Origin of the sequence: Collimonas sp. OK242, from assembly GCF_900107095.1 — a bacterium.
In the GTDB taxonomy this organism is placed as follows: Bacteria; Pseudomonadota; Gammaproteobacteria; order Burkholderiales; family Burkholderiaceae_D; genus Collimonas.
Genome location: NZ_FNOR01000003.1, coordinates 44,967 through 70,655 on the forward strand (window position 1 = coordinate 44,967; position 25,689 = coordinate 70,655).

The 25,689-nt window shown below is 57.2% G+C and carries 22 protein-coding genes; 13 read left to right on the forward strand and 9 right to left on the reverse strand.

Annotated features, from left to right (window positions below; genetic code table 11):
- Positions 1–15 precede the first annotated feature (15 nt).
- The 4 genes from BLV81_RS03395 to edd all read right to left on the reverse strand — a co-directional run bounded on the left by BLV81_RS03395 (position 16) and on the right by edd (position 3,867).
- A complete protein-coding gene (locus BLV81_RS03395) occupies positions 16–687 on the reverse strand; it encodes an ABC transporter permease (protein ID WP_304441229.1) in 672 nt (223 codons plus the stop codon).
- Positions 688–721: 34 nt separating this feature from the next.
- Positions 722–886, reverse strand: coding sequence for a hypothetical protein (locus BLV81_RS23865; RefSeq protein WP_176992730.1), 165 nt, complete (start codon positions 884–886; stop codon positions 722–724).
- A 447-nt stretch (positions 887–1,333) separates the two neighbouring features.
- Positions 1,334–1,990, reverse strand: coding sequence for a bifunctional 4-hydroxy-2-oxoglutarate aldolase/2-dehydro-3-deoxy-phosphogluconate aldolase (locus tag BLV81_RS03400; RefSeq protein ID WP_092352444.1), 657 nt, complete (start codon positions 1,988–1,990; stop codon positions 1,334–1,336).
- Positions 1,987–3,867: a phosphogluconate dehydratase gene (edd, locus tag BLV81_RS03405; RefSeq protein ID WP_092352446.1), complete on the reverse strand. Its 1,881-nt coding sequence runs from the start codon at positions 3,865–3,867 to the stop codon at positions 1,987–1,989. Before edd ends, BLV81_RS03400 begins: the two co-directional genes overlap by 4 nt.
- A gap of 323 nt (positions 3,868–4,190) precedes the next feature.
- Here edd and pgi point away from each other — a divergent pair, with 323 nt between their 5' ends.
- The 7 genes from pgi to BLV81_RS03440 all read left to right on the forward strand — a co-directional run bounded on the left by pgi (position 4,191) and on the right by BLV81_RS03440 (position 12,950).
- The gene (gene pgi / locus BLV81_RS03410; protein WP_092352448.1) at positions 4,191–5,852 is read left to right on the forward strand and encodes a glucose-6-phosphate isomerase; all 1,662 of its coding nucleotides are present in this window, start codon (positions 4,191–4,193) and stop codon (positions 5,850–5,852) included.
- 98 nt (positions 5,853–5,950) lie between these two features.
- Positions 5,951–7,423, forward strand: coding sequence for a glucose-6-phosphate dehydrogenase (gene zwf, locus BLV81_RS03415; RefSeq protein ID WP_092352450.1), 1,473 nt, complete (start codon positions 5,951–5,953; stop codon positions 7,421–7,423).
- 23 nt (positions 7,424–7,446) lie between these two features.
- On the forward strand, positions 7,447–8,301 hold the full coding sequence (locus BLV81_RS03420) for an SIS domain-containing protein (RefSeq protein ID WP_092352881.1): 855 nt from the start codon (positions 7,447–7,449) through the stop codon (positions 8,299–8,301).
- Between the two features lie 66 nt (positions 8,302–8,367).
- On the forward strand, positions 8,368–9,597 hold the full coding sequence (locus BLV81_RS03425; protein WP_092352883.1) for an AGE family epimerase/isomerase: 1,230 nt from the start codon (positions 8,368–8,370) through the stop codon (positions 9,595–9,597).
- A gap of 66 nt (positions 9,598–9,663) precedes the next feature.
- On the forward strand, positions 9,664–10,632 hold the full coding sequence (locus BLV81_RS03430) for a carbohydrate kinase family protein (protein ID WP_092352452.1): 969 nt from the start codon (positions 9,664–9,666) through the stop codon (positions 10,630–10,632).
- 402 nt (positions 10,633–11,034) lie between these two features.
- Complete coding sequence (locus tag BLV81_RS03435; protein ID WP_092352454.1) at positions 11,035–12,159, forward strand: porin; 1,125 nt, start codon at positions 11,035–11,037, stop codon at positions 12,157–12,159.
- A gap of 263 nt (positions 12,160–12,422) precedes the next feature.
- Positions 12,423–12,950 (forward strand): cytochrome b, encoded by a 528-nt coding sequence (locus BLV81_RS03440; RefSeq protein WP_092352456.1) that lies wholly within the window; start codon positions 12,423–12,425, stop codon positions 12,948–12,950.
- Positions 12,951–13,209: 259 nt separating this feature from the next.
- Here BLV81_RS03440 and BLV81_RS03445 read toward each other — a convergent pair whose 3' ends face one another.
- Both BLV81_RS03445 and zwf (BLV81_RS03450) read right to left on the reverse strand, forming a co-directional pair.
- Entirely contained in the window at positions 13,210–15,195 is a 1,986-nt protein-coding gene (locus tag BLV81_RS03445) for a glucokinase (protein WP_092352458.1), read from the reverse strand.
- A 124-nt stretch (positions 15,196–15,319) separates the two neighbouring features.
- A complete protein-coding gene (gene zwf, locus BLV81_RS03450) occupies positions 15,320–16,795 on the reverse strand; it encodes a glucose-6-phosphate dehydrogenase (RefSeq protein WP_092352460.1) in 1,476 nt (491 codons plus the stop codon).
- 385 nt (positions 16,796–17,180) lie between these two features.
- On the opposite strand from zwf (BLV81_RS03450), the gene BLV81_RS03455 reads away from it, so the two are divergent.
- The 5 genes from BLV81_RS03455 (at position 17,181) to tal (ending at position 22,796) form a co-directional block, all read left to right on the forward strand.
- Complete coding sequence (locus tag BLV81_RS03455) at positions 17,181–18,434, forward strand: ABC transporter substrate-binding protein (protein WP_092352462.1); 1,254 nt, start codon at positions 17,181–17,183, stop codon at positions 18,432–18,434.
- Positions 18,435–18,654: 220 nt separating this feature from the next.
- Positions 18,655–19,608, forward strand: a complete 954-nt coding sequence (locus tag BLV81_RS03460) for a carbohydrate ABC transporter permease (protein ID WP_255364922.1) — start codon at positions 18,655–18,657, stop codon at positions 19,606–19,608.
- Positions 19,598–20,491: a carbohydrate ABC transporter permease gene (locus BLV81_RS03465; RefSeq protein WP_092352464.1), complete on the forward strand. Its 894-nt coding sequence runs from the start codon at positions 19,598–19,600 to the stop codon at positions 20,489–20,491. Before BLV81_RS03460 ends, BLV81_RS03465 begins: the two co-directional genes overlap by 11 nt.
- A 27-nt stretch (positions 20,492–20,518) precedes the next feature.
- Positions 20,519–21,664 carry an ABC transporter ATP-binding protein gene (locus BLV81_RS03470; protein WP_092352466.1) on the forward strand — a complete coding sequence of 382 codons (1,146 nt, stop codon included), beginning with the start codon at positions 20,519–20,521 and terminating at the stop codon, positions 21,662–21,664.
- A 196-nt stretch (positions 21,665–21,860) separates the two neighbouring features.
- Positions 21,861–22,796 (forward strand): transaldolase, encoded by a 936-nt coding sequence (gene tal, locus BLV81_RS03475; RefSeq protein WP_092352468.1) that lies wholly within the window; start codon positions 21,861–21,863, stop codon positions 22,794–22,796.
- 100 nt (positions 22,797–22,896) lie between these two features.
- Here tal and purU read toward each other — a convergent pair whose 3' ends face one another.
- The 3 genes from purU to BLV81_RS03490 form a co-directional block, all read right to left on the reverse strand.
- Positions 22,897–23,766, reverse strand: a complete 870-nt coding sequence (gene purU, locus BLV81_RS03480) for a formyltetrahydrofolate deformylase (protein WP_092352470.1) — start codon at positions 23,764–23,766, stop codon at positions 22,897–22,899.
- A gap of 211 nt (positions 23,767–23,977) precedes the next feature.
- Positions 23,978–24,505: a bactofilin family protein gene (locus tag BLV81_RS03485; RefSeq protein WP_092352472.1), complete on the reverse strand. Its 528-nt coding sequence runs from the start codon at positions 24,503–24,505 to the stop codon at positions 23,978–23,980.
- A 27-nt stretch (positions 24,506–24,532) separates the two neighbouring features.
- A complete protein-coding gene (locus tag BLV81_RS03490; RefSeq protein ID WP_092352474.1) occupies positions 24,533–24,733 on the reverse strand; it encodes a hypothetical protein in 201 nt (66 codons plus the stop codon).
- Positions 24,734–24,881: 148 nt separating this feature from the next.
- Between BLV81_RS03490 and BLV81_RS03495 the strand changes: the two genes are divergently transcribed.
- Entirely contained in the window at positions 24,882–25,676 is a 795-nt protein-coding gene (locus BLV81_RS03495) for a thymidylate synthase (protein WP_092352887.1), read from the forward strand.
- Positions 25,677–25,689: the final 13 nt, after the last annotated feature.

Consider the following 25,689-nt stretch of genomic DNA (forward strand, 5'->3'; position numbering starts at 1 on the left):
CAGAATAGGCAGGCATCAGCGCAACAGCCCGCGTTTGCTCAAGTAGGCATTGCTGCCCAGCGCGACGATCGCATCCAGCATCAGCGCCAGCACCGCGGTGGCGGTAGCGCCCAGCAGCAGTTGCCCGTGGTTGTTCAGGTAGATGCCTGGAAAGATCAGGCCGCCCAGGCTTTCGCCGCCGATCAGGATCGACAACGGTGCGGTCCCGACAATGATCGCCAATGCAGTACGCACGCCGCCGACAATGATCGGCAAGGCATTCGGCAGTTCGACCCGCAACAACACCTGCAGCGGCTTCATGCCTATGCCCCTGGCCGCCTCTTTCATGGACGGCGCGACCTGCTTCAAGCCTTCATAGGTATTGCGCACGATAGGCAGCAGCGCCGCCAGCCACAAGGCGATGACGGCCGGCTTGTCGCCGATGCCGAACAAGGCCAGCGCCAGCGCCAGGACTGCCATGGAGGGGATGGTGTTGCCGATATTGAAGATTTGCATCCACTTCTCGGCGTGCCGCGCGAAATATGGCCGGCTCAGCAAGATGCCGGCAGGAATGCCGCACAGCAGCGCCAGCGACATCGACCATCCGACCAGGACCAGGTGACGGCCGGTGTAATACATCAAGTCGCCCTGGTATTGCTGGATGACCGCAGGGCCGATCGACCAGCCGATGGCGGCCACGACCAGCATAGTGATGGCTGCGCCAACCATGGCGTTGCGATAGCTATTCGTCATGCTTACTCCCTTGCATATGCAGCGGCCAGGTCGTGGCGCCCAGGCGTTTGCCTGCGAGCGAGCAACCGGATTTCTTTTCCGCTGCGTAGTGAATGATCGGCGGGCACGGAACCGCAAAGGCGTAGCCGGAACCTGTCAGCGCGACATACAACATCAATTTTTTATGATCTCGTCCGGTCTTCCCGCGGGGAGGACATTGAACAAGCCGACTGCCGCATGGGGCGGCAAAGAATGCGAGAAACTTCTCGACTTTGATGAAACTCCGGCGTTGCCGAAGCGTGAGACAACCCGCTGAGCGAGTCACGAAACCCAACAATGTGCCGTTGAGGCAGCAACATGTTGTTGAGAGTTTGCCATTATAGCCAATTTCCTTGATGACGTCCAGTAATGGGATTGGCGAAAACTATTACCCGAATGTCTTAAGGCTACGATAGCATCGAATTTACCCGATGAATATCGGAAAAACATGGCTTTTACAACAACAAAGATGCGGGAGATAAAAAGGAAAATACCGAGAGGAAAATGCAGGGAGGAAGTACAGTGCGTCAAAAACGCTGCCACGGCTAACCGGCCGCGGCAGCGTCCTCGGGAGGGAGATAGCTTAGAGCGCCTTGCGCAACTGGCTGGCGGCCACAGCCAGTGCGGTAATGCGTGCCCAGTCGCCGGATTTCAACAGTTCTTTAGGCGTCAGCCAGGAGCCGCCGACGCAGGCAACGTTTTTGCAGGCCAGGAATTGCGGCGCGCTATCGAGCGAAATGCCGCCAGTCGGACAAAAGGTCACGTCGCCCAAAGGACCGGCAATCGCATTCAACATGCCGACGCCGCCCGCCGGCACTGCGGGGAACAGCTTCAACTGACGAAAACCGGCTTCACGCGCAGCCATGACTTCGGATGGCGTCATCACGCCTGGCAGCAAAGGCAGGCCGCTAGACTTGGCGGCAGCGATCAAGGCTGGCGTCAAGCCTGGCGAAACGCCGAACACCGCACCCGCATCGCGGGCAGCGACGAACTCGTCAGCCTGGGTCAAGGTGCCGACGCCGACAATCGCACCCGGCACTTGCTCAGCGATGGCGCGGATTGCCGGCAAACCATGCACCGTGCGCAAAGTCACTTCAAGTACGCGAATCCCGCCGGCGACCAGGGCTTTGGCCAGAGGTACCGCATGCTCGATATCGTCGATCGCAATCACCGGAATCACCGGCGATGCACGCATGATGTCTAACAGCTGATTGCCATAAAGGAGATTTGTGGATGTCATGTCGTTGCTTTCTGTGGTTGTTCAGAATGATCGGCGGATACGGTGCCATGCAAAACCGGCGGCAAGCCAAAGCTGGTGGCGCCCTCTTCGGCCGCGCTCACTGTGTGGCGGAACATCGCAAACAGCTCGCGGCCCATGCCAACCTGATTGGCTGACAAGTCGAGCGCCAGCGGCTGGCGCTGCGCCCATTCATCGGCAGGCACCAAGGCTTCCAGTATACCTTGCTCGGCATCCATGCGAATCATGTCGCCGTTCCGCACCAGGCCCAGCGGGCCGCCGGCCAGGACTTCCGGCGTCACGTGGATTGCCGCCGGCACCTTGCCGGAGGCGCCCGACATGCGGCCATCCGTGACCAGGGCCACATGGCGGCCGGCATCCTGCAAAATGCCCAGCGCTGGCGTCAGGGCGTGCAATTCCGGCATGCCGTTGGCGCGCGGGCCCTGATGACTCAATATCGCGACGAAATCGCGATCCAGTTCGCCGGCGCGGAAAGCCTTCATGAACGCTTCTTGCGAATGGAACACAAGCGCCGGCGCCTGCACTACCCAATGTTCTTTCTTCACTGCGGAAATCTTGATGACCGAACGTCCCAGATTGCCGGTCAGCAGGCGCAAGCCGCCGTCGGCAGAAAATGGCGCGGCCGCAGTCCGTAATACCGAGTCGTCGCCGCTCAATGCCGGCGCCGGCTTGAACACCACCGACTCGCCTTCAAGGAACGGCTCGGCGCAATGCGCGCGCAGGCTGTCGCCGAGGATGGTTTTGACATCTTCATGCATCAGGCCGGCATCCAGCAATTCACGAATCACGAAACCGGTGCCGCCGGCGGCGTGGAAATGATTGACGTCGGCGTCGCCATTCGGATAAATCCGGGTAACCAGCGGCACCACGGTAGACAGCGCGTCGAAATCGTTCCAGTCGATGACAATCCCGGCGGCCTTGGCAATCGCCACCAGATGCAGCGTGTGGTTGGTGGAACCGCCGGTCGCCAGCAACGTGACGATGGCGTTGACGATACTTTTCTCGCTGACCACATGGCCGACCGGCAGGTACTGATTGCCGCGGTCGGTGATCTTCAAAGCCTGGCGCGCCGCCTCGGCCGTCAAGGCATCGCGCAGCGGCGTATTCGGGGTGATGAATGCGGAGCCCGGCAGATGCAAGCCGAGCGCCTCCATCAGCATCTGGTTGCTGTTGGCGGTGCCGTAGAAAGTACAGGTGCCGGCGCTGTGATAGGACTGGGATTCGGCTTCCAGCAATTCGGCGCGGCCGATTTTTCCTTCGGCGTAGAGCTGGCGAATCTTCACCTTCTCTTTGTTGCTCATGCCGCTGGTCATCGGTCCGCCGGGGATGAACACGGCAGGCAAGTGACCGAAATGCAGAGCGCCGATCAACAGTCCCGGCACGATCTTGTCGCAAATGCCGAGATACACCGCAGCATCGAACATATTGTGCGACAGCGCAATCGCCGTCGCCATCGCGATCGCATCGCGCGAGAACAAGGATAACTCCATCCCCGGCTGGCCTTGCGTCACGCCGTCGCACATCGCTGGCGTACCGCCGGCGAACTGGGCGACGCCGCCGGCGGCGTGCACTGCATCCTTGATAATTTTCGGAAAGCGTTCGAACGGTTGATGCGCAGACAACATGTCGTTATAGGAAGACACGATCGCGATCGATGAACTTTTATCCTGTTTCAGTCTCAACTTGTCATTGCTTGGAAACGCGGCGAAGCCGTGCGCAAGATTGGTACATGACAGCGCCCCACGCTGTACATCCTGACGGCGCGCGTGCTCCAGGCGCGCCAGATAGGCGCTGCGATAAGGCTGGCTGCGGGCAACGATACGTTCGGTGACTTTGGCGACGCTGGCTTGAACAGACATGGTTTGATCCTTGAAACAGTAGAGATTTGAAATTTTACTACAAAATAACAAGGCAATGCTAACTCACCGCCCTTTTAATCATCATCGCCTGCCCGTATCTGTATTTTTGAAGCAGGCACGTCCCAACCAGGCAACTGCACCATCAGCCATACGACAAACTATAACGATTATCTTGGAGAAATGGCAAGCCATGCGGTTGCCAGAAAGCGCCGAACAATGCTAAACCGACTCCAGGCAGGTATATTACAAAATAATTTGTAGTGAAATTACCGTCAACGTTGTATAGTCGTATAAATTCCTGACCGACAATAAAGACTCCGGATATGCCACAACCAGCGCTTAATACTACCGCCAGCTTTCAAGCCTTGCATGCACATTACGCAGCAGTCAAAGATTTATCGTTGCGCGAACTGTTTTCAGCCCGGTCCCCTTCGTCGCGCTTTGAACAGTTTTCGCTCAAGGCGGCTGGCCTGTTCCTGGATTATGCAAAAAACAATGTCAGCGCGGAGACCATGGCGCACTTGTTTGCCCTGGCCCGCGAACGTCAGGTCGAAACACAGCGCCAGGCAATGTTTGCCGGCGTAAAAATCAACACTACCGAAAACCGTGCGGTATTGCACACGGCCCTGCGCGCACCGAGCCTGCCAGCCCTGGAGCTTGACGGCCAGCACATCAGCGCCGATGTGCACGCGGTCCTGCAAAGAATTCAGACCTTCACCAACGCGCTTCGTTCCGGCGCGTGGCTGGGATACAGCGGCAAGCCGATCACGGACATTGTCAATATCGGCATCGGCGGCTCAGATCTCGGCCCCAAGATGGTATGCCAGGCATTGCGTCCCTATCAGCGTGCCGACCTGCATCTGCACTTCGTCTCCAACGTCGATGGCGACGATCTTGATGCCGTGCTGAAACAAGTCGATCCGCAAACCACGCTCTTCGTGATCGCCTCCAAAACCTTCACCACCGCGGAAACCATGATGAACGCGCATTCGGCGCGCAACTGGTTTTTGCAGAATGCGGCTGGCGCCCGGGAATCCGATCTGCGCAAGCACTTCGTTGCGGTCTCCACCAATGTCGAGGGCGTCACCGCGTTCGGCATCGATGCGGCCAATATGTTCCCGTTCTGGGATTGGGTCGGCGGCCGCTATTCGGTGTGGTCGTCGATCGGCTTGCCGGTAGCGCTGGCGGTCGGCTTCGACCGCTTCAGCGAATTCCTGGCCGGCGCCCACGCCATGGACCAGCACTTCCAAAGCGCGCCGCTGGAACAGAACATGCCGGTGATCCTGGCGTTGCTGGGCGTCTGGTACCGCAATTTCTTCGATTACCGCTCCGTCTCGATTGCGCCCTACCATCAGGATCTGGGAAATTTCCCGTCCTATCTGCAGCAACTGGAAATGGAAAGCAACGGCAAGCGCGTCGGCATCGACGGCCGTACGCTTGAAGCTGCCTCCTGCCCGATCGTCTGGGGCAATGTCGGCACCAACGGCCAACATGCCTATTTTCAATTGCTGCATCAAGGCACTGACATTACGCCGGTCGATTTTATTGCGACCTTGAACGCCAGCCATCAGTTGCCCGGCCACCAGGCCGCCCTGCTGGCCAATTGTTTTGCCCAGTCGGAAGCGCTGATGCGCGGCAAGTACGCGGACGAAGTGCAAGCCGAAATGCAGGCCAAAGGCATGCCGCCGGAGCAGATCGCCGCCTTGCTGCCGCATCGCACCTTCCCCGGCAACCGCCCCAGCAACACCATCTTGATGGAAGCGCTGACCCCCGCCAACCTGGGTGCGCTGATCGCCTTGTACGAACATAAAGTATTCGTCCAGGGCGTTATCTGGGATGTCAACAGTTTCGATCAATGGGGTGTCGAGCTGGGCAAGGTTTTGGCAAGCAATATCTTGAACGAACTGACCACCGCCCCGGCCCCGCAAGGCCACGACAGTTCGACCAACGGCTTGATTGCGATGGCGCGTACGGCTTTGTCGTAACGGAGTTACATATCATTCATACATTCTTGTCGTCCCCGAGATAGCGGGGATGACGAGGGTTTTAAAAAAGCGGCAGTAATTTATAGGTCTCATTTACCATGGCTCTTGCAGAATTTGATTTGGCAATCTTTGGCGGCACCGGCGATCTGGCAATGCGCAAGCTGCTGCCGGCAATGTATGCGCGCGACCGCGCTAACGACTTGCCGCCGGATGCGCGCATCCTGTGCATCGGCCGGCATGACAGCAGCGACGAAGATTTCATCAAGCATGTAGAGCGGGATGCCAAGCCGCACGTCAGCAAGGAAAGCTTCGACGCCGCCGTCTGGCAGCGTTTTTGCAAGCGCATCAAGTACGTCGGCATGGACGCCACCGATGCGGCTGCCTACCAGGCCCTGGTCGAAGCCATGCGGCCCGACCATGCGATTACCAATGTATTTTACCTGGCGACCCCGCCTAGCCTGTTCTCGAAAATCTGCAAGAACCTGGCTGCCAGCGGCCTCGCCACTTCCAACTCGCGCGTGGTGCTGGAAAAACCGCTGGGCCGCGACCTCGCCAGCGCCAAGCAGATCAACGCCGAAGTCGGCCAGGTATTTGCCGAATCGCAGATTTTCCGTATCGATCACTATCTCGGCAAAGAGACTGTGCAAAACCTGCTGGCGCTGCGCTTCGGCAATGTATTGTTTGAGCCGCTGTGGCGCCGGGAGTGGATTTCCGACGTCCAGATCACCATCGCCGAAGAACTCGGCGTCGGCAACCGCATGGGTTACTACGAAACTTCCGGCGCCTTGCGCGACATGCTGCAAAACCATCTGCTGCAACTGCTATGCATCGTCGCCATGGAACCGCCGGTATCGATTACTCCCGATGCAGTACGCGATGAAAAGCTCAAAGTGCTGCGTTCGCTAAAGCGCTTCACGCCGACTACGCTGGCGCAAAACGTGGTGCGTGGACAATACCGCTCCGGCCATGTCGAAGGCGTCGCCGTGCCTGGCTATCGCAAGGAGCCCGACGCCAATCCGCACTCGCGCACGGAAACCTTTGTCGCGTTGAAGGCCGAAGTCGATACCTGGCGTTGGGCCGGCGTCCCGTTTTACCTCCGCACCGGCAAACGCATGGCCGATTCGCTGGCGGAAATCGTGATTCGTTTCAAGACCATCCCGCACTCGATTTTTGCCCAGCCGAACAGCAGCTTCGAACCGAACTGCCTGGTCATCCGCTTGCAACCGGACGAAGGCCTGACCCTGAACCTGATGGCCAAGACCCCGGGCGACGGCATGCGTTTGAAACCGGTTGAGCTGGAACTGAATTTCCGCGAAAGCTTCAAATCGCCGCGCATGGAAGCCTACGAGCGGTTGCTGCTGGACGTCTTGCGCGGCCAGTTGACGCTGTTCATGCGCAGCGACGAACTGGAGGCGGCATGGGAATGGGTAGAACCGATTCTGGAATTCTGGGACCAGGAAGAAGACGATCCTATTCCCTACACCGCCGGCACCTGGGGACCGGCAGCAGCCAGCGCCCTGATTGCCCGCGACGGCTTGCAATGGCGTGAAGAAGCGCTGCCAGAATTGTAACCAGGTCAGGATCTCGAATGACGATGCTACTGGATGCGATCAAGACTCAGATCGACTTGCTGTCAAAGTCGGAGAAAAAAGTCGCGCTGACCATACTCGACAATCCACAGCTGGCGTTGGCGGAAAACATCACTGCCCTGGCAAAGAACGCACAAGTATCGGAACCGACGGTAGTGCGGTTTTGCCGCGCCATCGGTTACGAAGGCTGGCATGATTTCAAGCTGAAACTGGCGCAAAGCCTGGCGGTGGCCCTGCCTGGCGCCAACGAAATGCTGGCGCAGGACGATATCGCCGCCGATCTGGTCAACAAGATTTGCAGCCGCTCGATTAACACCCTGCTCGATCTGCGCAACCATTTAAGCGCCGATGCGATCCAGAGAGCGCTGGATGTTTTGCTCAAGGCGAACAAGATCGAGTTCTACGGCCAGGGCACTTCGGGTATCGTCGCCGCGGACGCACAGCATAAGTTTTTCCGCTCCGGCGTCCCTACCGTCGCCTACTCCGATCCGCATATCCACAGCATCGCGGCCTCGCTGTTGCAACCGGGCGACGCGGTGGTCGCCATCTCGCAGCGCGGCGGCAATGCGGCTCTGTTGCGCAGCGTCCAGCTGGCAAGAAAAGGCGGCGCGGATATCATTGTGCTCGGTCCCAGCGGCACACCGCTGGCGGAACTGGCCACGGTGCTGGTGCCGATCGACCTGAGTTTCAACACCGATCCCTACACGCCGATCTCGGCGCGCCTGGCGCATCTGGTGGTGATCGATATCCTGGCGGTCGGGCTGGCGCTCAAGCGCGGCCCTGAATTCCGCAAGAAAATGCAGAACGCGCAGAAAGCCTTGCAGCAGTTCGACATGCAGTTCGATTCATTTTTTCGCTGATTTTTTTGTTTTTCGTTTTGTTAGCGGCGCCCTGGCGGCAACGACATGCCTATAAAAAATACCTACATGAGACCAGCATCTTCCCCATCCGGCAATGGCAATTACCGCGATCCTGAATTCCTGCGCGACAGGATGCGCCGCGACATCGCCTTCTTTCATCCGCGCGCGATTGATCCCGACGGCGGATTTTTCCATTACCTGAACGACGACGGCAGCGTCTACGATGGCGCCAGCCGGCATCTGGTCAACAGCAGCCGGATGGTGTTTTGCTACGCCCTGGCCTGGCGCCTCGACGGCAAGGAAGAATATCGCGCAGCAGCACGGCATGGCTTGCGCTTTTTACAGGAACGGCATTGGCAGCTATCTTACGGCGGCTACGCCTGGGTATTGGAAAACAATGTAGCCGTCGATCGCACCCAGCATTGCTATGGCCTGGCATTCGTACTGCTGGCGCACGCCCACGCGCTACGCATCGGCATCGACCAAGCAGCCGCAGGTATCGGCGCCACCTTCGATTTGATGGAAAAGCTGTTCTGGTCGGAAACCGACGGCTTGTACGCCGACGAAGCTACGCCCGATGGCGCGGTGTCCTCTTACCGCGGGCAGAACGCCAATATGCACAGCTGCGAAGCGCTGATCGCCGCATTTGAAGCGACTGGCGAAAAACGCTATTTGCACCGCGCCGAACTGCTGGCGCATAACATCACCGTGCGCCAGGCGGCGCTGGCCGACGGCTGGATCTGGGAACACTATCATGCCGACTGGAGCGTCGACTGGGAATACAACCGCCACGACAGCAGCAATATGTTCCGCCCGTGGGGCTTCCAGCCGGGTCACATGACCGAATGGTCCAAGTTGCTGTTGCTGCTGGAGCGCCATCGCGCACATTTACAAGGCGGCGCCGATTGGCTGCTGCCACGCGCCAGAGCGCTGTTCGATGTCACCATGCCGGCCGCCTGGGATCAGGAAGCCGGTGGCCTGGTGTATGGGCTGGCGCCCGATGGCAAGGTCTGCGACAGCGACAAATATTTCTGGGTGCAGGCAGAATCGCTGGCCACCGCAGCGCTGCTGGCGGCACGTAGCGGCGACCCGGCTTATTGGGACAGCTACAGCAAATTATGGGAATACAGCAGCGCGCATTTGATCGACCAGGAGCGCGGCGGCTGGTATCGCATCCTGCGGCAAGACAACCAACGCTACGGACCCGAAAAGCCGCCGCACGGCAAAACCGATTTCTACCACCCGATGGGCGCGTACCTGGAATCGCTGGCGGCTGTCGGTAGTCCGCTTGACTGAGTCACGCTTCAAGCTTAACTAAGCTATTTTCGTATTCTTCATATTAAACATTGCCTGGATGCTGTCATGTCTGAAACAACCCAATCCATCCGCCCCCTCCCGCAATTCATCAGCGCTGGCGAAGCACTCACCGATTTGATACGGGTCGGCGCCGACCAATGGCTAAGCAAGACCGGCGGCTCGACCTGGAATGTGGCCCGCGCCGCTGCCAGCCTGGGCGTTTGCTCGGCTTTCGCCGGCGCCATCAGCCAGGACTGGTTCGGCGATGAACTGTACGCAGCCAGCCTGGCCGCCGACCTCGATCTGCGCTTCCTGCAGCGCGCCGCGCGTTCGCCCTTATTGGCCGTGGTCTATGAAACCACGCCGCCACAATACAATTTCATCGGCGACAACAGCGCCGACCTCGCCTTCGATCCCGGCGCACTGCCCGCCGGCTGGCAGCAGGCTGCGTCATGGGTGCACTTCGGCGGCATCAGCCTGACCCGTGCGCCGCTGGCCGGACGTTTGATCGAACTGGCTGAGGATTTGCATAGCCGCGGCGTAAACATCAGCTACGACCCGAATTTCCGCAATGTGATGGATCAGCGTTACGACCCCGTGCTGAAAAAAATGGCCCAGCTGGCTGACGTTATCAAAGTCTCGGATGAAGACCTGGCCGGCCTGTTCCGCACCGGCGACACCGAGGCCGCCCTGGCGACCTTACGCGGTTTCAATCCGAATGCCACCGTGTTGCTGACCTTAGGCTCGCAGGGCGCGGCGATCCATGCCGGCGATCAATATTGGCAAGTGGCGCCGCCGCCGATCACTGTGGTCGACACGGTAGGCGCCGGCGATGCCGGCATTGCCGGCCTGATCTTCTCGCTGATACAGGAAGCCGCCGCCACGACAACTGCCACTTCATCCAGCCAGCCGCCGGCGCCTGACTGGCTACAGCATCTGCGATTTTCCGTCGCCTGCGGCTCGGCCGCCTGCCTGAATGCCGGCGCCAAACCACCGCAACTGGCACAAGTGCGCACATTGCTGGAAAAAAGCTAGATCTGCCGCCAATTCCCTGGGCAGCCATCCCGATTGCAGCTAAATGTATCAAAATTACTTGTAGTAAAAATACAGATAAAAAAGATTCCACAAGTAAACAAATACAAAAACCGGCAATTAAAGGCACTTTCAATAGACCATTTCGTTGCCACAACTACGCAATACGCGCATGAAAAATTTGCCAGTGCTGTAAATTAGCAACAGAAATATAGTAAAACTACACAAATAAAACAAAAATTTCATAAACCGGTTTACCATCCTTAACAACAAAGAAGTCGGCATCAATTGAACGCAAGTACAAAACACAAGTACCCGCAATAAGCAAAGTCCGATTCAAGAATTTCGAGCTACACAAGACTCGGAAAGCAGTGGTCCACGCCACATTTTTACTTAGGAGATGAAATGAGAAAATCTGTTTTGAAAGCCATGCCTTTGGCCAAGCCACTCGCAGTTGCAGCAGTTCTGGCTTGCGCATTCGCTAGCCAGGCACAAGCGCAAACCAATGTGATCATCTATGGTCGCGTCGATGCTGGCATCAACTACCAAAGCAATCAAGTAGGCAAAGATGCAAATGGCAATACCATCCGTGGCGGCCAATGGGGCGTCGGCGGTAACGAATGGGGCACCAGCATGATCGGTTTCAAGGGCACCGAAGATCTGGGCGGCGGCTTGAAAGCGATGTTCACTTTAGAAAGCGGCTTCCAAGCCGACACCGGCCGTTTCAACGGCACCGGCCTGTTTAATCGTCGTTCGACCGTTGGTTTGAACGGTGGCTTCGGTACTGTGAAAATCGGGCGCGATCTGGCGCTGCCAAGCGACCGGGTATGGAGCATCGATCCTACCGGACAACAGAACATGAGCACGTCGACCTTGTTCAAAGGTCGTAACTGGCCACAAACCAGCAACCAGATTCAGTACATCACGCCAGATATGGGCGGCCTCTACGTGCACCTCATGTACGGCGCCGGCGAAGCTGCAGGATCGACTACACGCGGACCAGCTGGTTCAGGAATTGGCAACAGCACCGGTATCGCAGTTGGTTTCGTGCAGCCTACTTATGAATTGCTGGCGATGTACGATACGGCACATGACGAAAACGGCACTTACGACAGCTTGTTCTCCCGCTCCAAGGAAATCACCGTCGGCGGCAATGTTACATTCGGCGCCGCAAAACTGTACGCCGGCTGGCAAAACCTGTCGGCTCCGGCACAGCCTCTGGCAGCCAGCGGCATGGGCGCAGCCAACAAAGCCAATCAGTTCTGGCTCGGCGCCAACTACCAGCTGACCCCGGCTCTGACGCTGATCGGCGCGGCTTATCACGTCAAGCTTAACCACGACGTAGGCAGCGCAAATCTGTTCATGCTGGGCACCAACTACAGTCTGTCCAAACGGACTCTGCTGTACGCGAGCATCGGTACTATCCGCAATGGTTCGAACACCGATTTCCAGGTTCAAACCGGCGACAGCACCGGCTTGACCGGACAGAACCAAAACACGTTCTACACTGGTATCAGCCACTCGTTCTAAGACAGCAAGCGTCGATGGGCGCGCCGCTTGAGCTCGGCGCACCGATTGACCTTGCCAGCATTACCGTGGTGCCTGCTGCGTAAGCGGCATTAGTGAAAGACGTCCCTGGGTAACTCCCAGATTTTGCCCATTCGCGTGCGAATGGGCATTTTTTATGGGCGCGGGATTTGTCGCACTGTTTGCAAGCTGGCAACCAGAAGCGGCATTGTTTTTACCGTGCCCCTGTGACAGAATCGCAAGGTCATCGCCCGAGCCAAAAGCCAATGCAAGCACTCTCTCCCCAAGAACGATTTTCACGGCCTGCCATCCTGCTGCACTGGGCTATTTTCATATTGGTCGCCCTGGCCTATCTGGCCATCGAAATACGCGGCCCCAAAGGCAGCGCTTCACGCATTTTCTGGACTGCCACCCACTTCTGGGCCGGCTTTAGCGTGTTGATACTCTCTGTCATCCGGGTTGCCTGGCGCAGCTTACGTTCGCCACCACCGCCGGAAACGGATCTGCCGATCTTGCAATTGCTGTCAAAAGCATCGCATCTGGTGCTATACATATTTATCATCGTCCAACCCATACTCGGCATTCTGACCGTGAATCTCGGCGGCCATCCAGTCGACTTGCCCGGGCTAGGCTCGTTGACGGTGATCGGCCCGGACCATGATCTGGCCAAGACAGTGAAAGACATGCACGAAACCTTGGGCAACGTATTTTATGGGGTAATCGGTTTGCACGCCCTGGCTGCGCTATGGCATCACTTTGTAAAGCGCGACAATACCTTGCGACGGATCATCTAGAGCGGAAGATGCGGTGGCGTGTTGGTTCTTTACGCTGCTTATTCTCTTGGCGAAAAGAATAAGCAGCCGTGCAAGTACTAGGGCCTGTTAACATTCAATTTGGGAGTGCGAACGCGCGGCAGGCGTCGCATGCCGTTGTTGCAGGGGGCGGCCATCCGCATCCTTGCCGTAGCACCGCTACGTCGCGTCGCTGCGCCTAGGCACGCAACGCCTGCCGCGCGTTCGCACTCCCAAATTGAATGTTAACAGGCCCTAGTGATTACTTGATATGTGAAATCACATTCGGCGACAAGGTCACCTCCTGATCGGTACGCGCCGATTGCACCGGCTTGCCATCGCCTTCAGCAGTGATCTTGTCGCTGGCTGATTCGCCCAGCGCAGCGATATGGGTCAGGATGCCGCGCTTGGCCTGGCGCTGCAATTCGGCAAACGGGCTGGAACGGTTGAGCGATACGCCCACGGCCAGCACGTCGATCAGTAGCAGCAGCAAGATCCGCGAAACCATCGGAATATGCATCATGCTGCTTTCGTCGTGCTCGACCGCCAGCGTGTAGTGCGCGCGCTTGGCCAGTTGCGAATTGCTTGGAGCCAGGGCGATGATGGTGGCGCCGGAATGCACCGCAACCTCGACTGCCGGCGCCAGATGGCGCAAACGTCCGGAATTGGAGATCACCACGACAACGTCGCTGCTTTTCAGCATGGCGGCAGAAACTTCCTGCAACTGCGGATCGGTATAGGCCGAAGATGGGATCCCCAGGCGGAAGAATTTTTGCTGCGCATCTTCCGCCACCAGGCCGCAGCTGCCGAAGCCGTAGAATTCGATGCGGCTGGCCTGGCTTAATGCTTCGATCACCCGCGACAGGGTATCGGCGTTGAGGTTGTCGCGTACTTCCATCATCGCTGAAATGGTGTTGTCGACCACCTTGACGCCGACATCCAGCGAAGAATCGCCGACGTGAACCTGGCTGTGCGCAACCGGCACCGTGCCCGTGACGCCTGAGGCCAGCTTCAGCTTGAAATCAGCCAGGCCCTGGCAACCCATGGTGCGGCAAAACCGGATCACCGTCGGCTGGCTGACGTCGGCACGTCTGGCGATTTCTGAAATCGGTTCGCTCATCACGGCGCGCGGATGAGCCAGGATCAGGCCCGCAACCTTTTGCTCGGCAGGCGAAAACTGATCGCGCGCCTTACGGATTTTCTCCAGGATAGGCACGGCGTTGCCACCGCCCAGATGTTCGGAAAGAATTGCCGCGACGCCGACAAAGGCCGGATAAGGCGCAGTAATGACAAAGGTCGGGACTTTCGCCAGATAGCTGCTGAAACGCCCTTTGCTTTCGAAGCGCGCCCGAAACGGCGAACGTGCGAAATAGTCGCCCAGGCGCGGCACCACGCCGCCGCCGATATACAGGCCGCCCAAAGTACCCAGGGTCACGGCGACGTCGGCCGCTACCGTGCCCAGCATCGCGCAAAAACATTCCACCACTTCCATGCACAAGGCATCCTCGCCCTGCAGTGCGCGTTCGACGATTTGCGCGGTATGCAAAGGCTCGGGTTTGGCGATTCCCTGCAGATCGGCCAATGCGTGGTAAATCATTTCGATGCCGGGACCGGACACCAGGCGCTCGGCCGAAACGTGCGAATACGTACGCCAGCAATACGCCAGCACCGCCGCCTCGCGCGCATCGCCGGGGGCGAAGGTGACATGGCCGCCTTCGCTGCCCAATGCAATCCAGCGCCCTTCCGTAGGAATCAAACCGCCGACGCCGAGCCCGGTACCGGCGCCGACCAGGCCGATCACGCCGCCGCTCAAGGCCCGGCCAGCGCCGACCTGGATGCAATGCGATTGCTCCAGATGCGGCAAGGACATCGACAGTGCGGTGAAATCATTGACCACCAGCAGCGTGTCCAGATTCAGGCGGCGGCGCGTATTTTCAATCGAAAATTCCCAATGATGATTGGTCATCTTGATGTCGTCGCCCTGCACCGGATTGGCGATCGCGATCGCCGCATGCCGCACTTGCGGACGAGCGCTGGCAGCCACGTTGGAAGTCAGATATGCCTCAACCGCCAGTGCGAATTCAGCATAATCGGCGCAGCGCAAGGTCTGTATCGTGTCGATCTGGCCCGGCGCGCGCTCTAAGCCAAAGCGCGCATTGGTACCGCCGACATCTGCCAGCAGACGGGGGCCATCCAGATAGCTAGTTGCCGAGTTCTCGCTAGCGCTCATGATCGCGGATGAAGACATGGTGTAAAACTTTCACTTGAATGCTAATACTGTTAGTAGGATGTGCGGTAGCGATTTCTTGCACTGCTTGCCGTGCTTTTTGCAACGCTTTTGCCGCACTTCTCAAATTTTTCAATCAGGCAACTCAACGATCTTCCGGCCACTGGGCACCTGCCCGCGCCATCATCGCAAACGACGCTGTCGGTCCCCAGCTGCCTGCCATATAGGGTTTAGGCTGAGACGAACTGCTTTGCCAATGGTGCAGCAGCGGCTCTACCCAGCGCCAGGCTGCTTCCTGTTCGTCGCGCCGCACGAACAAAGACAAATTTCCACGAATTGCATCCAGCAACAAGCGCTCATACGCTTCTGCCCGGCGCTGCTTGAAAGCCTGGTCAAACGCCAGGTCAAGCGCTACCGGCTGCACCGTCATGCCGTCGCCGGGCTGTTTTGCCAGGCAATGCAGTTGAATCGATTCGTCCGGCTGCAGGCGAATCACCAGGCGGTTGCTGCTGCCCCCGGCCTGCCCGCCTGGCATCGGCAAAATGGCGTGCGGGATAGGCCGGAAGGTGATCACGATTTCCGCCGTGCGCTGCGCCAGACGCTTGCCCGTGCGCAAGAAGAACGGCACCCCGGCCCAACGCCAGTTGTTGATCTCGGCATGCAGCGCGACGAAAGTTTCCCTCTGCGATTGGGCGGCCACCCCAGGCTCCTGCTGATAAGCCGCGACCGATTGCCCGTCGACTGCGCCCGACACATACTGGCCGCGCACGGCTTTCAGCTCCATATCTTCCGGCGAAAACGGCTTCAAGGCGCGCAACACACGCAATTTCTCGTCCCGCACCGCATCCGCATCCAACGAGGTCGGCGGCTCCATCGCCACCATGCACAGCAATTGCAGCAAATGGTTTTGCACCATGTCGCGCATGGCGCCGGTGCCGTCGTAGAACTCGCCGCGGCCCTCAACGCCCAGCTGCTCGGCTATCGTCAGTTGCACGTGGGCCACCGACTCGCGCCGCCACAGCGGTTCAAACAGCGAGTTGGCAAAACGCAAAGCCAGCAGGTTTTGCACCGCCTCCTTGCCCAGGTAATGATCGATGCGATAAATCTGGTCTTCGGCGAAGACGCGGGCTACCGCATCGTTGATCGCCCGCGAAGACGGCAAATCATGGCCGAGCGGTTTCTCCAGCACCAGCCGCGCCTGCGACAGATCGATATCGCTGGCGGCGAGATTGGCGCAGATCGGCTCGAACAACGACGGCGAAGTCGCCAGATAAAACACCGACACCGCTTTGCTGGCTGCCAGCGCCTTTGCCAGCAACTGATAACCGGCGCGGTCCAGCAGATCCAAGGGCAAATAAGTGATGCGCGCCAGAAAACTTTGCCAGAGCGCCTCGTCCTGCGCAGCCGCCAGCCCGCCTTTCACATACGGAATGGCGTTCTTGCTGACCCAGGCCAGGTAATCTTCCTGACTGAAATCCTGCTTGGCGACGCAGATGATGCGGCCGTCCTGATGCAACTTTCCTTCCCGATGGGCAACAAATAACGCGGGAAGGATCTTCCGCATGGATAAGTCGCCGGTCGCTCCGAAAAGCGTAAAAGTAAAAGGAGTAGATGGTTGCATCAAAATTTTTGTAATAAATAAAAAACTTATATTGCAATATTAATGTAGCATTACTACAATTACAAGCGGCGAAAAGAGTAATTCCGGTATATTTGCAGGAAAATTCAAGATCGCATGTAGTTTTACTAGTTTTTCCACATGATACACAGGGGCGGTGATTTGCGCAGGATTCAGCTGATGCGCAAGAATGGTGTTCTGCAATAATGAAGCGCCACTGTGTGTAAGCGGGTTTGAAGTGAGAGTAAGGAAGTAGTGCCATTTAGTAGTGCCAAGTTAAGCTCAAGCATGCCTGCAGCCCATCCAAGGTGCAGGCGGGCTTTAGCAAAACTTGCCATCACAGGTAATTAAGTATTCATCGCAGACACAACTCAACCAGGAGACAAGAATGAAACTGAGTCAAATAATAAAATCGGTATTCGCAACTACGGCGCTATTGTCCAGCGCCGCCGCGGTTCACGCGGCAGAAGTCGAAGTGCTTCATTACTGGACCTCGGGCGGCGAAGCCAAATCGGTCGCCGAATTGAAAAAAATCATGGAAGCCAAGGGCGTGACCTGGAAGGATTTTGCAGTTGCCGGCGGCGCCGGTGAAAACGCAACTACCGCGCTGAAAGCCCGCGTCATCGCCGGCAGCCCTCCGACAGCGGCACAGATCAAAGGCCCGTCGATCCAGGAATGGGGCCAGGAAGGCGTGCTGGCCAATATCGATGCTGCAGCTACCGCAGGCAAATGGGATGCGCTGTTGCCGAAAGTCGTCTCCAACACGATGAAGTACCAAGGTCACTACGTGGCGGCGCCGGTCAACGTGCACCGCGTCAACTGGCTCTGGATCAATCCTGAAGTCCTGAAAAAAGCCGGCGCCAAAACGCCGACTACCTGGCCTGAATTCTTTGACGCCGCAGACAAGATCCAGAAAGCCGGTTTTGTCGCTATCGCCCACGGCGGCCAGCCTTGGCAAGATGCGACGGTATTTGAAACCGTTGCGCTGGGCGTAGGCGGCGCCGATTTCTACAACAAGGCCCTGGTCAAGCTCGATCCGGCAACCCTGACCGGTCCAACCATGATCAAGACCTTCGACACGCTGGGCAAGATCAAGGGTTATATCGACAAGAACGCAGCAGGCCGCGACTGGAACCTGGCGACCGCGATGGTCATCAACGGCAAGGCTGGCATGCAATTCATGGGCGACTGGGCGAAAGGCGAATTCACCGCTGCCGGTAAACAACCAGGCAAGGACTACCTGTGCGTAGCAGCGCCTGGCACCGACAAGTCATACACCTACAACATCGATTCGATCGCCATGTTCAAGGTCAAGAATCCTGATTCGCAAAAAGCTCAGCTGACTCTGGCAACCGCCATCATGAGCCCTGAGTTCCAGGAAATCTTCAATTTGAACAAGGGTTCGATCCCTGTGCGTCCTGATATCCCGCGCACAAAATTCGACAGCTGCGCCGTCAAGTCGATGGACGACATGGCTTCGTCCAGCAAAGCCGGCACACTGGAGCCAAGCATGGCGCATGGCATGGCAGTCAATTCTGCGGTGCAAGGTGCTATTCTTGACGTGGTTTCCAAGTTCATGAATTCGAACATGAGCTCGCAAGCTGCGGCACAGGCCCTGGCAAAAGCGGCAAAGACGCAATAAGTGTAATTGCTTGATAGTTGTTGATGTATTTTATTTAATATTATTTAAATATCATTTACACATCATTTGTTCAATAGCGTAACAAGAGCAGGGGCCGAAGCGAGTAAGATCGTCTTCGGCGCCCGCCGCGCATGAAGAAATAGCAGCGCCACTGCTGTTAAGCTGTGCTTCCTAAGCTTTACTTCTTGCGCCGGCTCCGATCCTGCTTCAGGAGACTTGCATGTCCGATCACACCCTCCCCTATACAGCTGCCGCTGTCGGGAGTACAAGCAACACGCCCAAGCAGCAAGGGCGCATTGCGGCAATCGCCGATGCCTGGTTACCACGCATCGTACTGTCGCCCACCATCATCCTGTCGCTGGTCTTTGTATATGGCTTCATTGGCGTCACTGCCTGGTTGTCGCTGACCAATTCACGGATGCTGCCGAACTACGAAATTTCCGGCTTCAATCAATATGTCACGCTGTTCGGCCTGGATCGCTGGTGGGTCGCCGCCGCCAACCTGGGCATCTTCGGCGGCTTGTTCATTCTGTTCTGCCTGGCCATCGGCCTCATCATGGCGATCTTCCTGGACCAGAGAATCCGCGCCGAAGGTGCATTGCGCGCGATCTACCTGTATCCGATGGCGCTCTCGTTCATCGTAACCGGCGCCGCCTGGAAGTGGATTTTGAATCCGGGCCTGGGCCTGGAAAAAATGATGCACGACTGGGGCTTCGCCAATTTCCATTTCGACTGGCTGGTGAATTCCGATTTTTCGATCTATACGGTAGTGATCGCCGGCGTCTGGCAATCCTCCGGATTCGTGATGGCCTTGTTCCTGGCCGGCCTGCGCGGCATCGACGACAGCATCATCAAAGCTGCCATGGTCGACGGCGCCAGCTTGCCGACCATCTATCGGCGCATCGTGATTCCGGCGCTGCGGCCGGTATTCTTCAGCGTGTTGCTGGTGCTGGCCCATATCGCCATCAAGAGCTTTGACTTGGTCATGGCGCTGACCGCAGGCGGTCCCGGAACCTCTTCCGACCTGCCGGCAATTTTCATGTATCAGTTTTCCTTCTCACGCGGTCAGCTTGGATTAGGCGCAGCCTCAGCCATGATGATGCTGGCAACCGTACTGGCAGTGCTGGTGCCCATGATGTACCTGGAAACCAAAGGAGCGCGCAATGGCCGCTAACAGCACCAGCAACACCATCTATAACGAAAACAGCAAGCTCAGCGTCGGCCGCGTAGTGATTTACGGCCTGCTGATTTTGTGCGCGCTATACTATCTGGCGCCGCTGTATGTGATGTTGAGCACCTCGGTAAAAACCCTGGACGAAATCCGTTCCGGCAATTTGCTGTCGTTGCCGATGTCGCCGACCGGCGCTGCCTGGGGCAAAGCATGGAGCACTGCGTGCACCGGTGTCGACTGTAACGGCCTGGAGCCGTTTTTCTGGAACTCGATCAAGATATCGGTGCCGGCCGTCTTGATTTCAACCCTGCTCGGTTCGCTTAACGGCTACGTGCTGGCGCACTGGCGCTTCCGCGGTTCGGAAGTCCTGTTCACGGCCTTGATGGTGGGTTGTTTCATTCCATTCCAGGTCGTGATCCTGCCGATGGCGCGCCTGCTGGGCACCGTCAACCTGGCCAACACCACAACCGGCCTGGTATTTGTCCATATCGTCTACGGTATCGCCTTTACCACGCTGTTCTTCCGCAATTACTACGTAACGGTGCCGGAAGAGCTGGTCAAGGCGGCAAGAATCGATGGTGCGGGCTTCTTCATGACCTATCGCAAAATCATTTTCCCCTTGTCGCTGCCGATTTTCATGGTCTGCTTCATCTGGCAATTCACGCAAATCTGGAACGACTTCCTGTTCGGCGTGGTGTTCGGCGGCTCCGATGCCAAGCCGGTCACGGTTGCGTTGAACAACCTGGTCAATACATCTACCGGCGTCACCGAATACAACGTCAACATGGCGGCGGCGATCATTGCCGCGCTGCCGACCTTGGTGGTGTATCTGCTGGCTGGTAAATACTTTGTGCGCGGCCTGACTGCTGGTGCGGTCAAGGGTTGAGAATAAAATTTAAGGAATGATTTAATAATGGCAAGCTTATCAATTCGCAATGTGCGCAAGGTCTACCCGAACGGCAATGAAGTCCTCAAGGGCATCGACCTGGAAATCGAAGACGGCCAGTTTCTGATCCTGGTCGGCGGCTCCGGCTGCGGCAAATCAACCCTGCTGAACATGATCGCCGGACTCGAAACGGTGTCCGAGGGACAGATCATGATCGGCGACCGCTGCGTCAACGATGTGCCGCCCAAAGAGCGCGACATCGCCATGGTGTTCCAGTCCTACGCCTTGTATCCGACCATGACGGTGCGCGAGAACATTTCGTTTGGCCTGGGCATCCGCAAGGTACCGAAAGCGGAACAAAAGCAGATCGTCGAACGCGTCGCCACCACGCTGCAAATCACGCATCTGCTGGATCGCAAGCCGGCGCTGTTGTCCGGCGGTCAACGGCAGCGCGTCGCCATGGGCCGCGCCATCGCACGCGACCCATCCCTGTTCCTGTTCGACGAACCGCTGTCCAACCTGGACGCCAAGCTGCGGGTCGAGATGCGCGCGGAAATCAAGCTGATGCATCAGCGCCTGGGCAGCACCATCGTGTATGTCACGCATGACCAGATTGAAGCGATGACCCTGGGCGACCGCATCGCCGTGATGAAAGACGGCGTGGTGCAGCAGTTCGGCAGTCCGCAAGAAATCTATGACAACCCTAGCAACCTGTTCGTGGCCGGCTTCATCGGCTCGCCGTCAATGAATTTCATGCGCGGCAATCTGGTGGCGAATGGCCATGGTCCGGCATTCGAACTCGAGCATGCAGGGCAAAAAACCCTGCTGCCACTGGCGCCGGCGCAAGCACAAGATCCGAAAATCGCTTCCTGGATCGGCCGCGAAATCATCCTCGGCATCCGCCCGGAACACGTCACTGACGCTCAAAGCGCACGCGGTTCGGAATCCAATGACAGCCATGGCAACTATCATCCGACCGAAGTCGGCTGCACGGTGGAGCTGACTGAACCTACCGGCCCTGATACGCTGGTGTTTACCAACTTCAATAACGCCCGCGTAACTTGCCGTACGCATCCGCGTGCCGCGGCTAAACCTAAGGATCAGATGCAGCTGGCGTTCGACCTGTCGAAGGCAGTCCTGTTTGATGCCGAGACCGAGGACCGGATTCGCTGATGGCGTGAAGTAGTTCCATGACGTAGGCCCTGATGCAGGCTCGCCAGATCAGAATATAGGATATTGCTGATCTGGCCATCTGCTCGTCGCTCCAACTGTGTTGGGCAAGCATAAATTGCGTAGAATGGCGGGAAAGTATTTCCACTGTCGTTCCGCGCCGCAATCCCAACCAACAGTTCTGTTTTTCTACGCCGCCATGAACCAACTCGAACAACTCAAGCAATTCACCACCATCGTTGCCGACACCGGCGACTTTCAGTCCATCCAGGCGTTTGCGCCGCGCGACGCCACCACCAATCCGTCGCTGATCCTGAAAGCGGTACAGAAGCCGGAGTACCAGCCGCTGCTGAGCCAGACAGTGAAGGCGCACAGCCAGCAATCGACCACCGACATCATCGATCATTTGCTGATCACATTCGGCAAGGAGATCCTGAAAATCATTCCGGGCCGGGTTTCAACCGAAACCGATGCGCGCCTGTCGTTCAATACCCAAGGCACCATAGCCAAAGGGCACGCCCTGATCAAGCTGTATGAAGCCGCAGGCATAGACCGTGAACGCGTGCTGATCAAGATCGCCTCTACCTGGGAAGGCATACGCGCTGCCGAAGTGCTGCAGAAGGCCGGCATCCATTGCAACCTGACCTTGTTGTTTTCATTGCCGCAGGCAATTGCCTGCGCCGAAGCCAACGTGCAGCTGATCTCGCCATTCGTCGGCCGTATCTACGACTGGCACAAGAAATCCAGCGGCCAGGATTACATCGGCGCCGACGATCCTGGCGTGCAGTCGGTCAAACAGATCTACAGCTATTTCCGCAAATACGGCTACGCCACCGAAGTCATGGGCGCCAGCTTCCGCAATACCTCGCAAATCGTCGAACTGGCCGGTTGCGACCTGCTCACCATCAGTCCCGACCTGCTGCGGAATCTGGCGGAAAGCGATGCCCCGGTCAGCCGTAAACTCAGCCCGGAAGCCGCGCAACAGAGCACTCTGGAAAAAATCGACCTGGACGAAACCACTTTCCGCACCATGTTGAACGACGATGCAATGGCGACCGAAAAACTGGCGGAAGGCATACGCCAGTTCAGCACGGACGCAGTCAAGCTGGAAAAAATGGTAGACGCTTTGCGTTGATGATCGCCAGCGCCGGCAGGCACATCGCTGCGATGTTATAAAAAAATGGCCTCAATTCACATTGAGGCCATTTTTTTTCGCTGCTTGCTTATTTATTTGCTTACTTGAACACCACCGTCTTGTGCCCGTTGAGCAAAATCCTGTGCTCGATAAACCATTTCACCGCTCTCGCCAGCACCACGCATTCAACGTCGCGCCCGATTGCGGTCAAGGTCTCAGGTTCCATCGCGTGATCAACCCGTGCCACGTCCTGTTCGATGATCGGACCTTCATCCAGGTCGCCGGTGACGAAATGGGCGGTGGCGCCGATCAGCTTCACGCCGCGATCATGCGCCTGGTAGTAGGGTTTGGCGCCTTTGAAACTAGGCAAGAAGGAATGATGGATATTGATTGCCCGCCCCGTCAGCGCAGTGCACATGGCCGGCGACAGGATTTGCATATAGCGCGCCAACACCACCAGATCGATATTATTGCCCTCGACAATTTCCATCACCCGCGCTTCCTGCGCCTGTTTGGCTGCAGCTGATGCACCTGCGGCCAATGGCAGATGGTGGAAGGGAATGTTATAGCTGGCGGCCAGCTGATAAAAATCCGTGTGATTCGACACGATTGCCGAAATTTCCACCGGCAGCAAGCCGCTCTTGTAGCGGAACAGCAAATCATTCAGGCAATGGCCGATTTTCGACACCATCAGCATCATGCGCGGCTTCTTGTGCGCATCATGCAATTGCCAATGCATTTGCATGGTATCGCCCAGGGAGGAAAATTCTGCCCTCAGGCGCTCGTCGGTAACCGTTGCATCCTCGCAGGAGAAATGCACGCGCATGAAAAACAGTGCGGACTGGGCGTCGCCAAACTGGGCTGAATCGATGATATTGCAACCGTGGTCCGCCAGAAAACCGGAGACGCGATGGACGATTCCGCGCTGATCGAGGCAGGACAAGGTGAGAATGTATTCTGGATAGCTCATGATTTTGTGTGAGGCGGGAAGCGCTTTAGCGTTGAGCCAAAAGCGCTATTGTCGCATGCCTGCCTGCACATGACAAAAAAACCAGGGTGGCTTGGTCGCCACTCTGGTCAATTGGTAAAAACAGCAACGGACAGGCAAAACCAGATAGTCCCGGCCGCTATCCGCGGCCGGTCAGCCTGAACGCTGACCTGGAGTTAACCAGAAATCAACTTTATGCTACCGCAGTAACCGCAGCCGGCTTGGCGCTGGCCGGGCTGCCTGTGCCTACTTGCACTTCGCCGGTCAGTTGGCCGCCTTCTTCGATGACAACCTTGCCATAGCGGATTTTGCCGGAAACCTTGCCGGTCGAATAAATCACCAGCTTTTCGCGGACAGTCAGGTCGCCATCGAATTCGCCGTAGATTTCGGCCAGGTCGATTTCAGCCGAACCCTTGAATGCGCCTTTTTCCGCGATATGAATGACGCGCGAATTCATTGTCGCTTCAACCCGGCCTTCCACCACCAAGGTGTCGCAATCGGTGATCTCAACGCCCTTGAGTTTTATGTTCGGGCCGACGATCAGTTTGCTGCCGACCTCATTGGTGCTCGACGACGAGTGGCTGGCAGAAGTGCTCACAGGAGTGCTAGCCTTTGGAATGTTGGACGTGCCGCCGGAAGTCAGGTTGCTGCTGGCGCTGAATGGTGAATTAGGTGTCGGTGTTTCGCGCTTGCCGCCGAAAAATGTATCTGATTTAAGCATGGGATCTCCTGGATGGTGTTGCGTGCACTAATGGGCCAGCGCTGCCACATAAAAAAATGAAAACAAAATAAGCAAATGACCGGGTGAGACAAAGTTGTAAGACAGAGGTCTCCAGCTTTCGAGAAGATCATCCGCAAAAAGTTCATGCCTAAAATCATTAATTTGTAACTGTCGCTCAGACGCCGCAAGCGGAAAAATCGATTCCATCCGCTTTTGATTATCAATCATTTATCTTCTTCACGTATGAACAATAATCATGAGGCAAACATAAGCCAGCGCTTGATACTTCTATGACAATGCCGGCATGCGCTCCGCCGGCAAAGCGATGGCGGCAATGCGTTACAATCTTGGAATCCATTTCCGTTATCAAGAAAAAATGCGCCAATACCTAGATCTCATGCGTCATGTGCAACAACATGGCACTGTCAAAACCGACCGCACCGGCACCGGCACCCGCTCGGTATTCGGCTACCAGATGCGTTTCAATCTGCAAGACGGTTTTCCCTTGCTGACCACTAAAAAACTGCATCTGCGATCGATCATCCATGAACTGATCTGGTTTCTGGCCGGCTCCACCAACATCCAGTATCTAAAAGACAATGATGTAAAAATCTGGGACGAATGGGCCGACAGCGACGGCAACCTGGGACCGATCTACGGCTATCAATGGCGCTCCTGGCCAACCCCGGGCGGCGAACATATCGACCAGATCAAGCAAGTAGTTGAACAAATCAAGAACAATCCGGATTCGCGGCGGCTGATCGTCTCGGCCTGGAATGTCGCCGATATCCCGCAGATGAAACTGCCGCCCTGCCACGCCTTCTTTCAGTTTTATGTCGCCGACGGCAAGCTGTCTTGCCAGTTGTACCAGCGCAGCGCCGATATTTTCCTTGGCGTGCCTTTCAACATCGCATCCTACGCCTTGCTGACCCATATGATGGCGCAGCAATGCGGGCTTGAGGCAGGCGACTTTATCTGGACTGGCGGCGATTGCCATTTGTATTCCAACCACACGGCGCAAGTCGAAGAGCAGTTGTCGCGCAAGCCTGGCCCGCTGCCGCGCCTGGAAATCAAGCGCCATCCCGAGTCGATTTTCGATTACCGCTTTGAGGATTTCGACATCGTCGATTATCACCCGCAGGCGCACATCAAGGCGCCGGTGGCTGTGTAGTCAGACTTTGGCT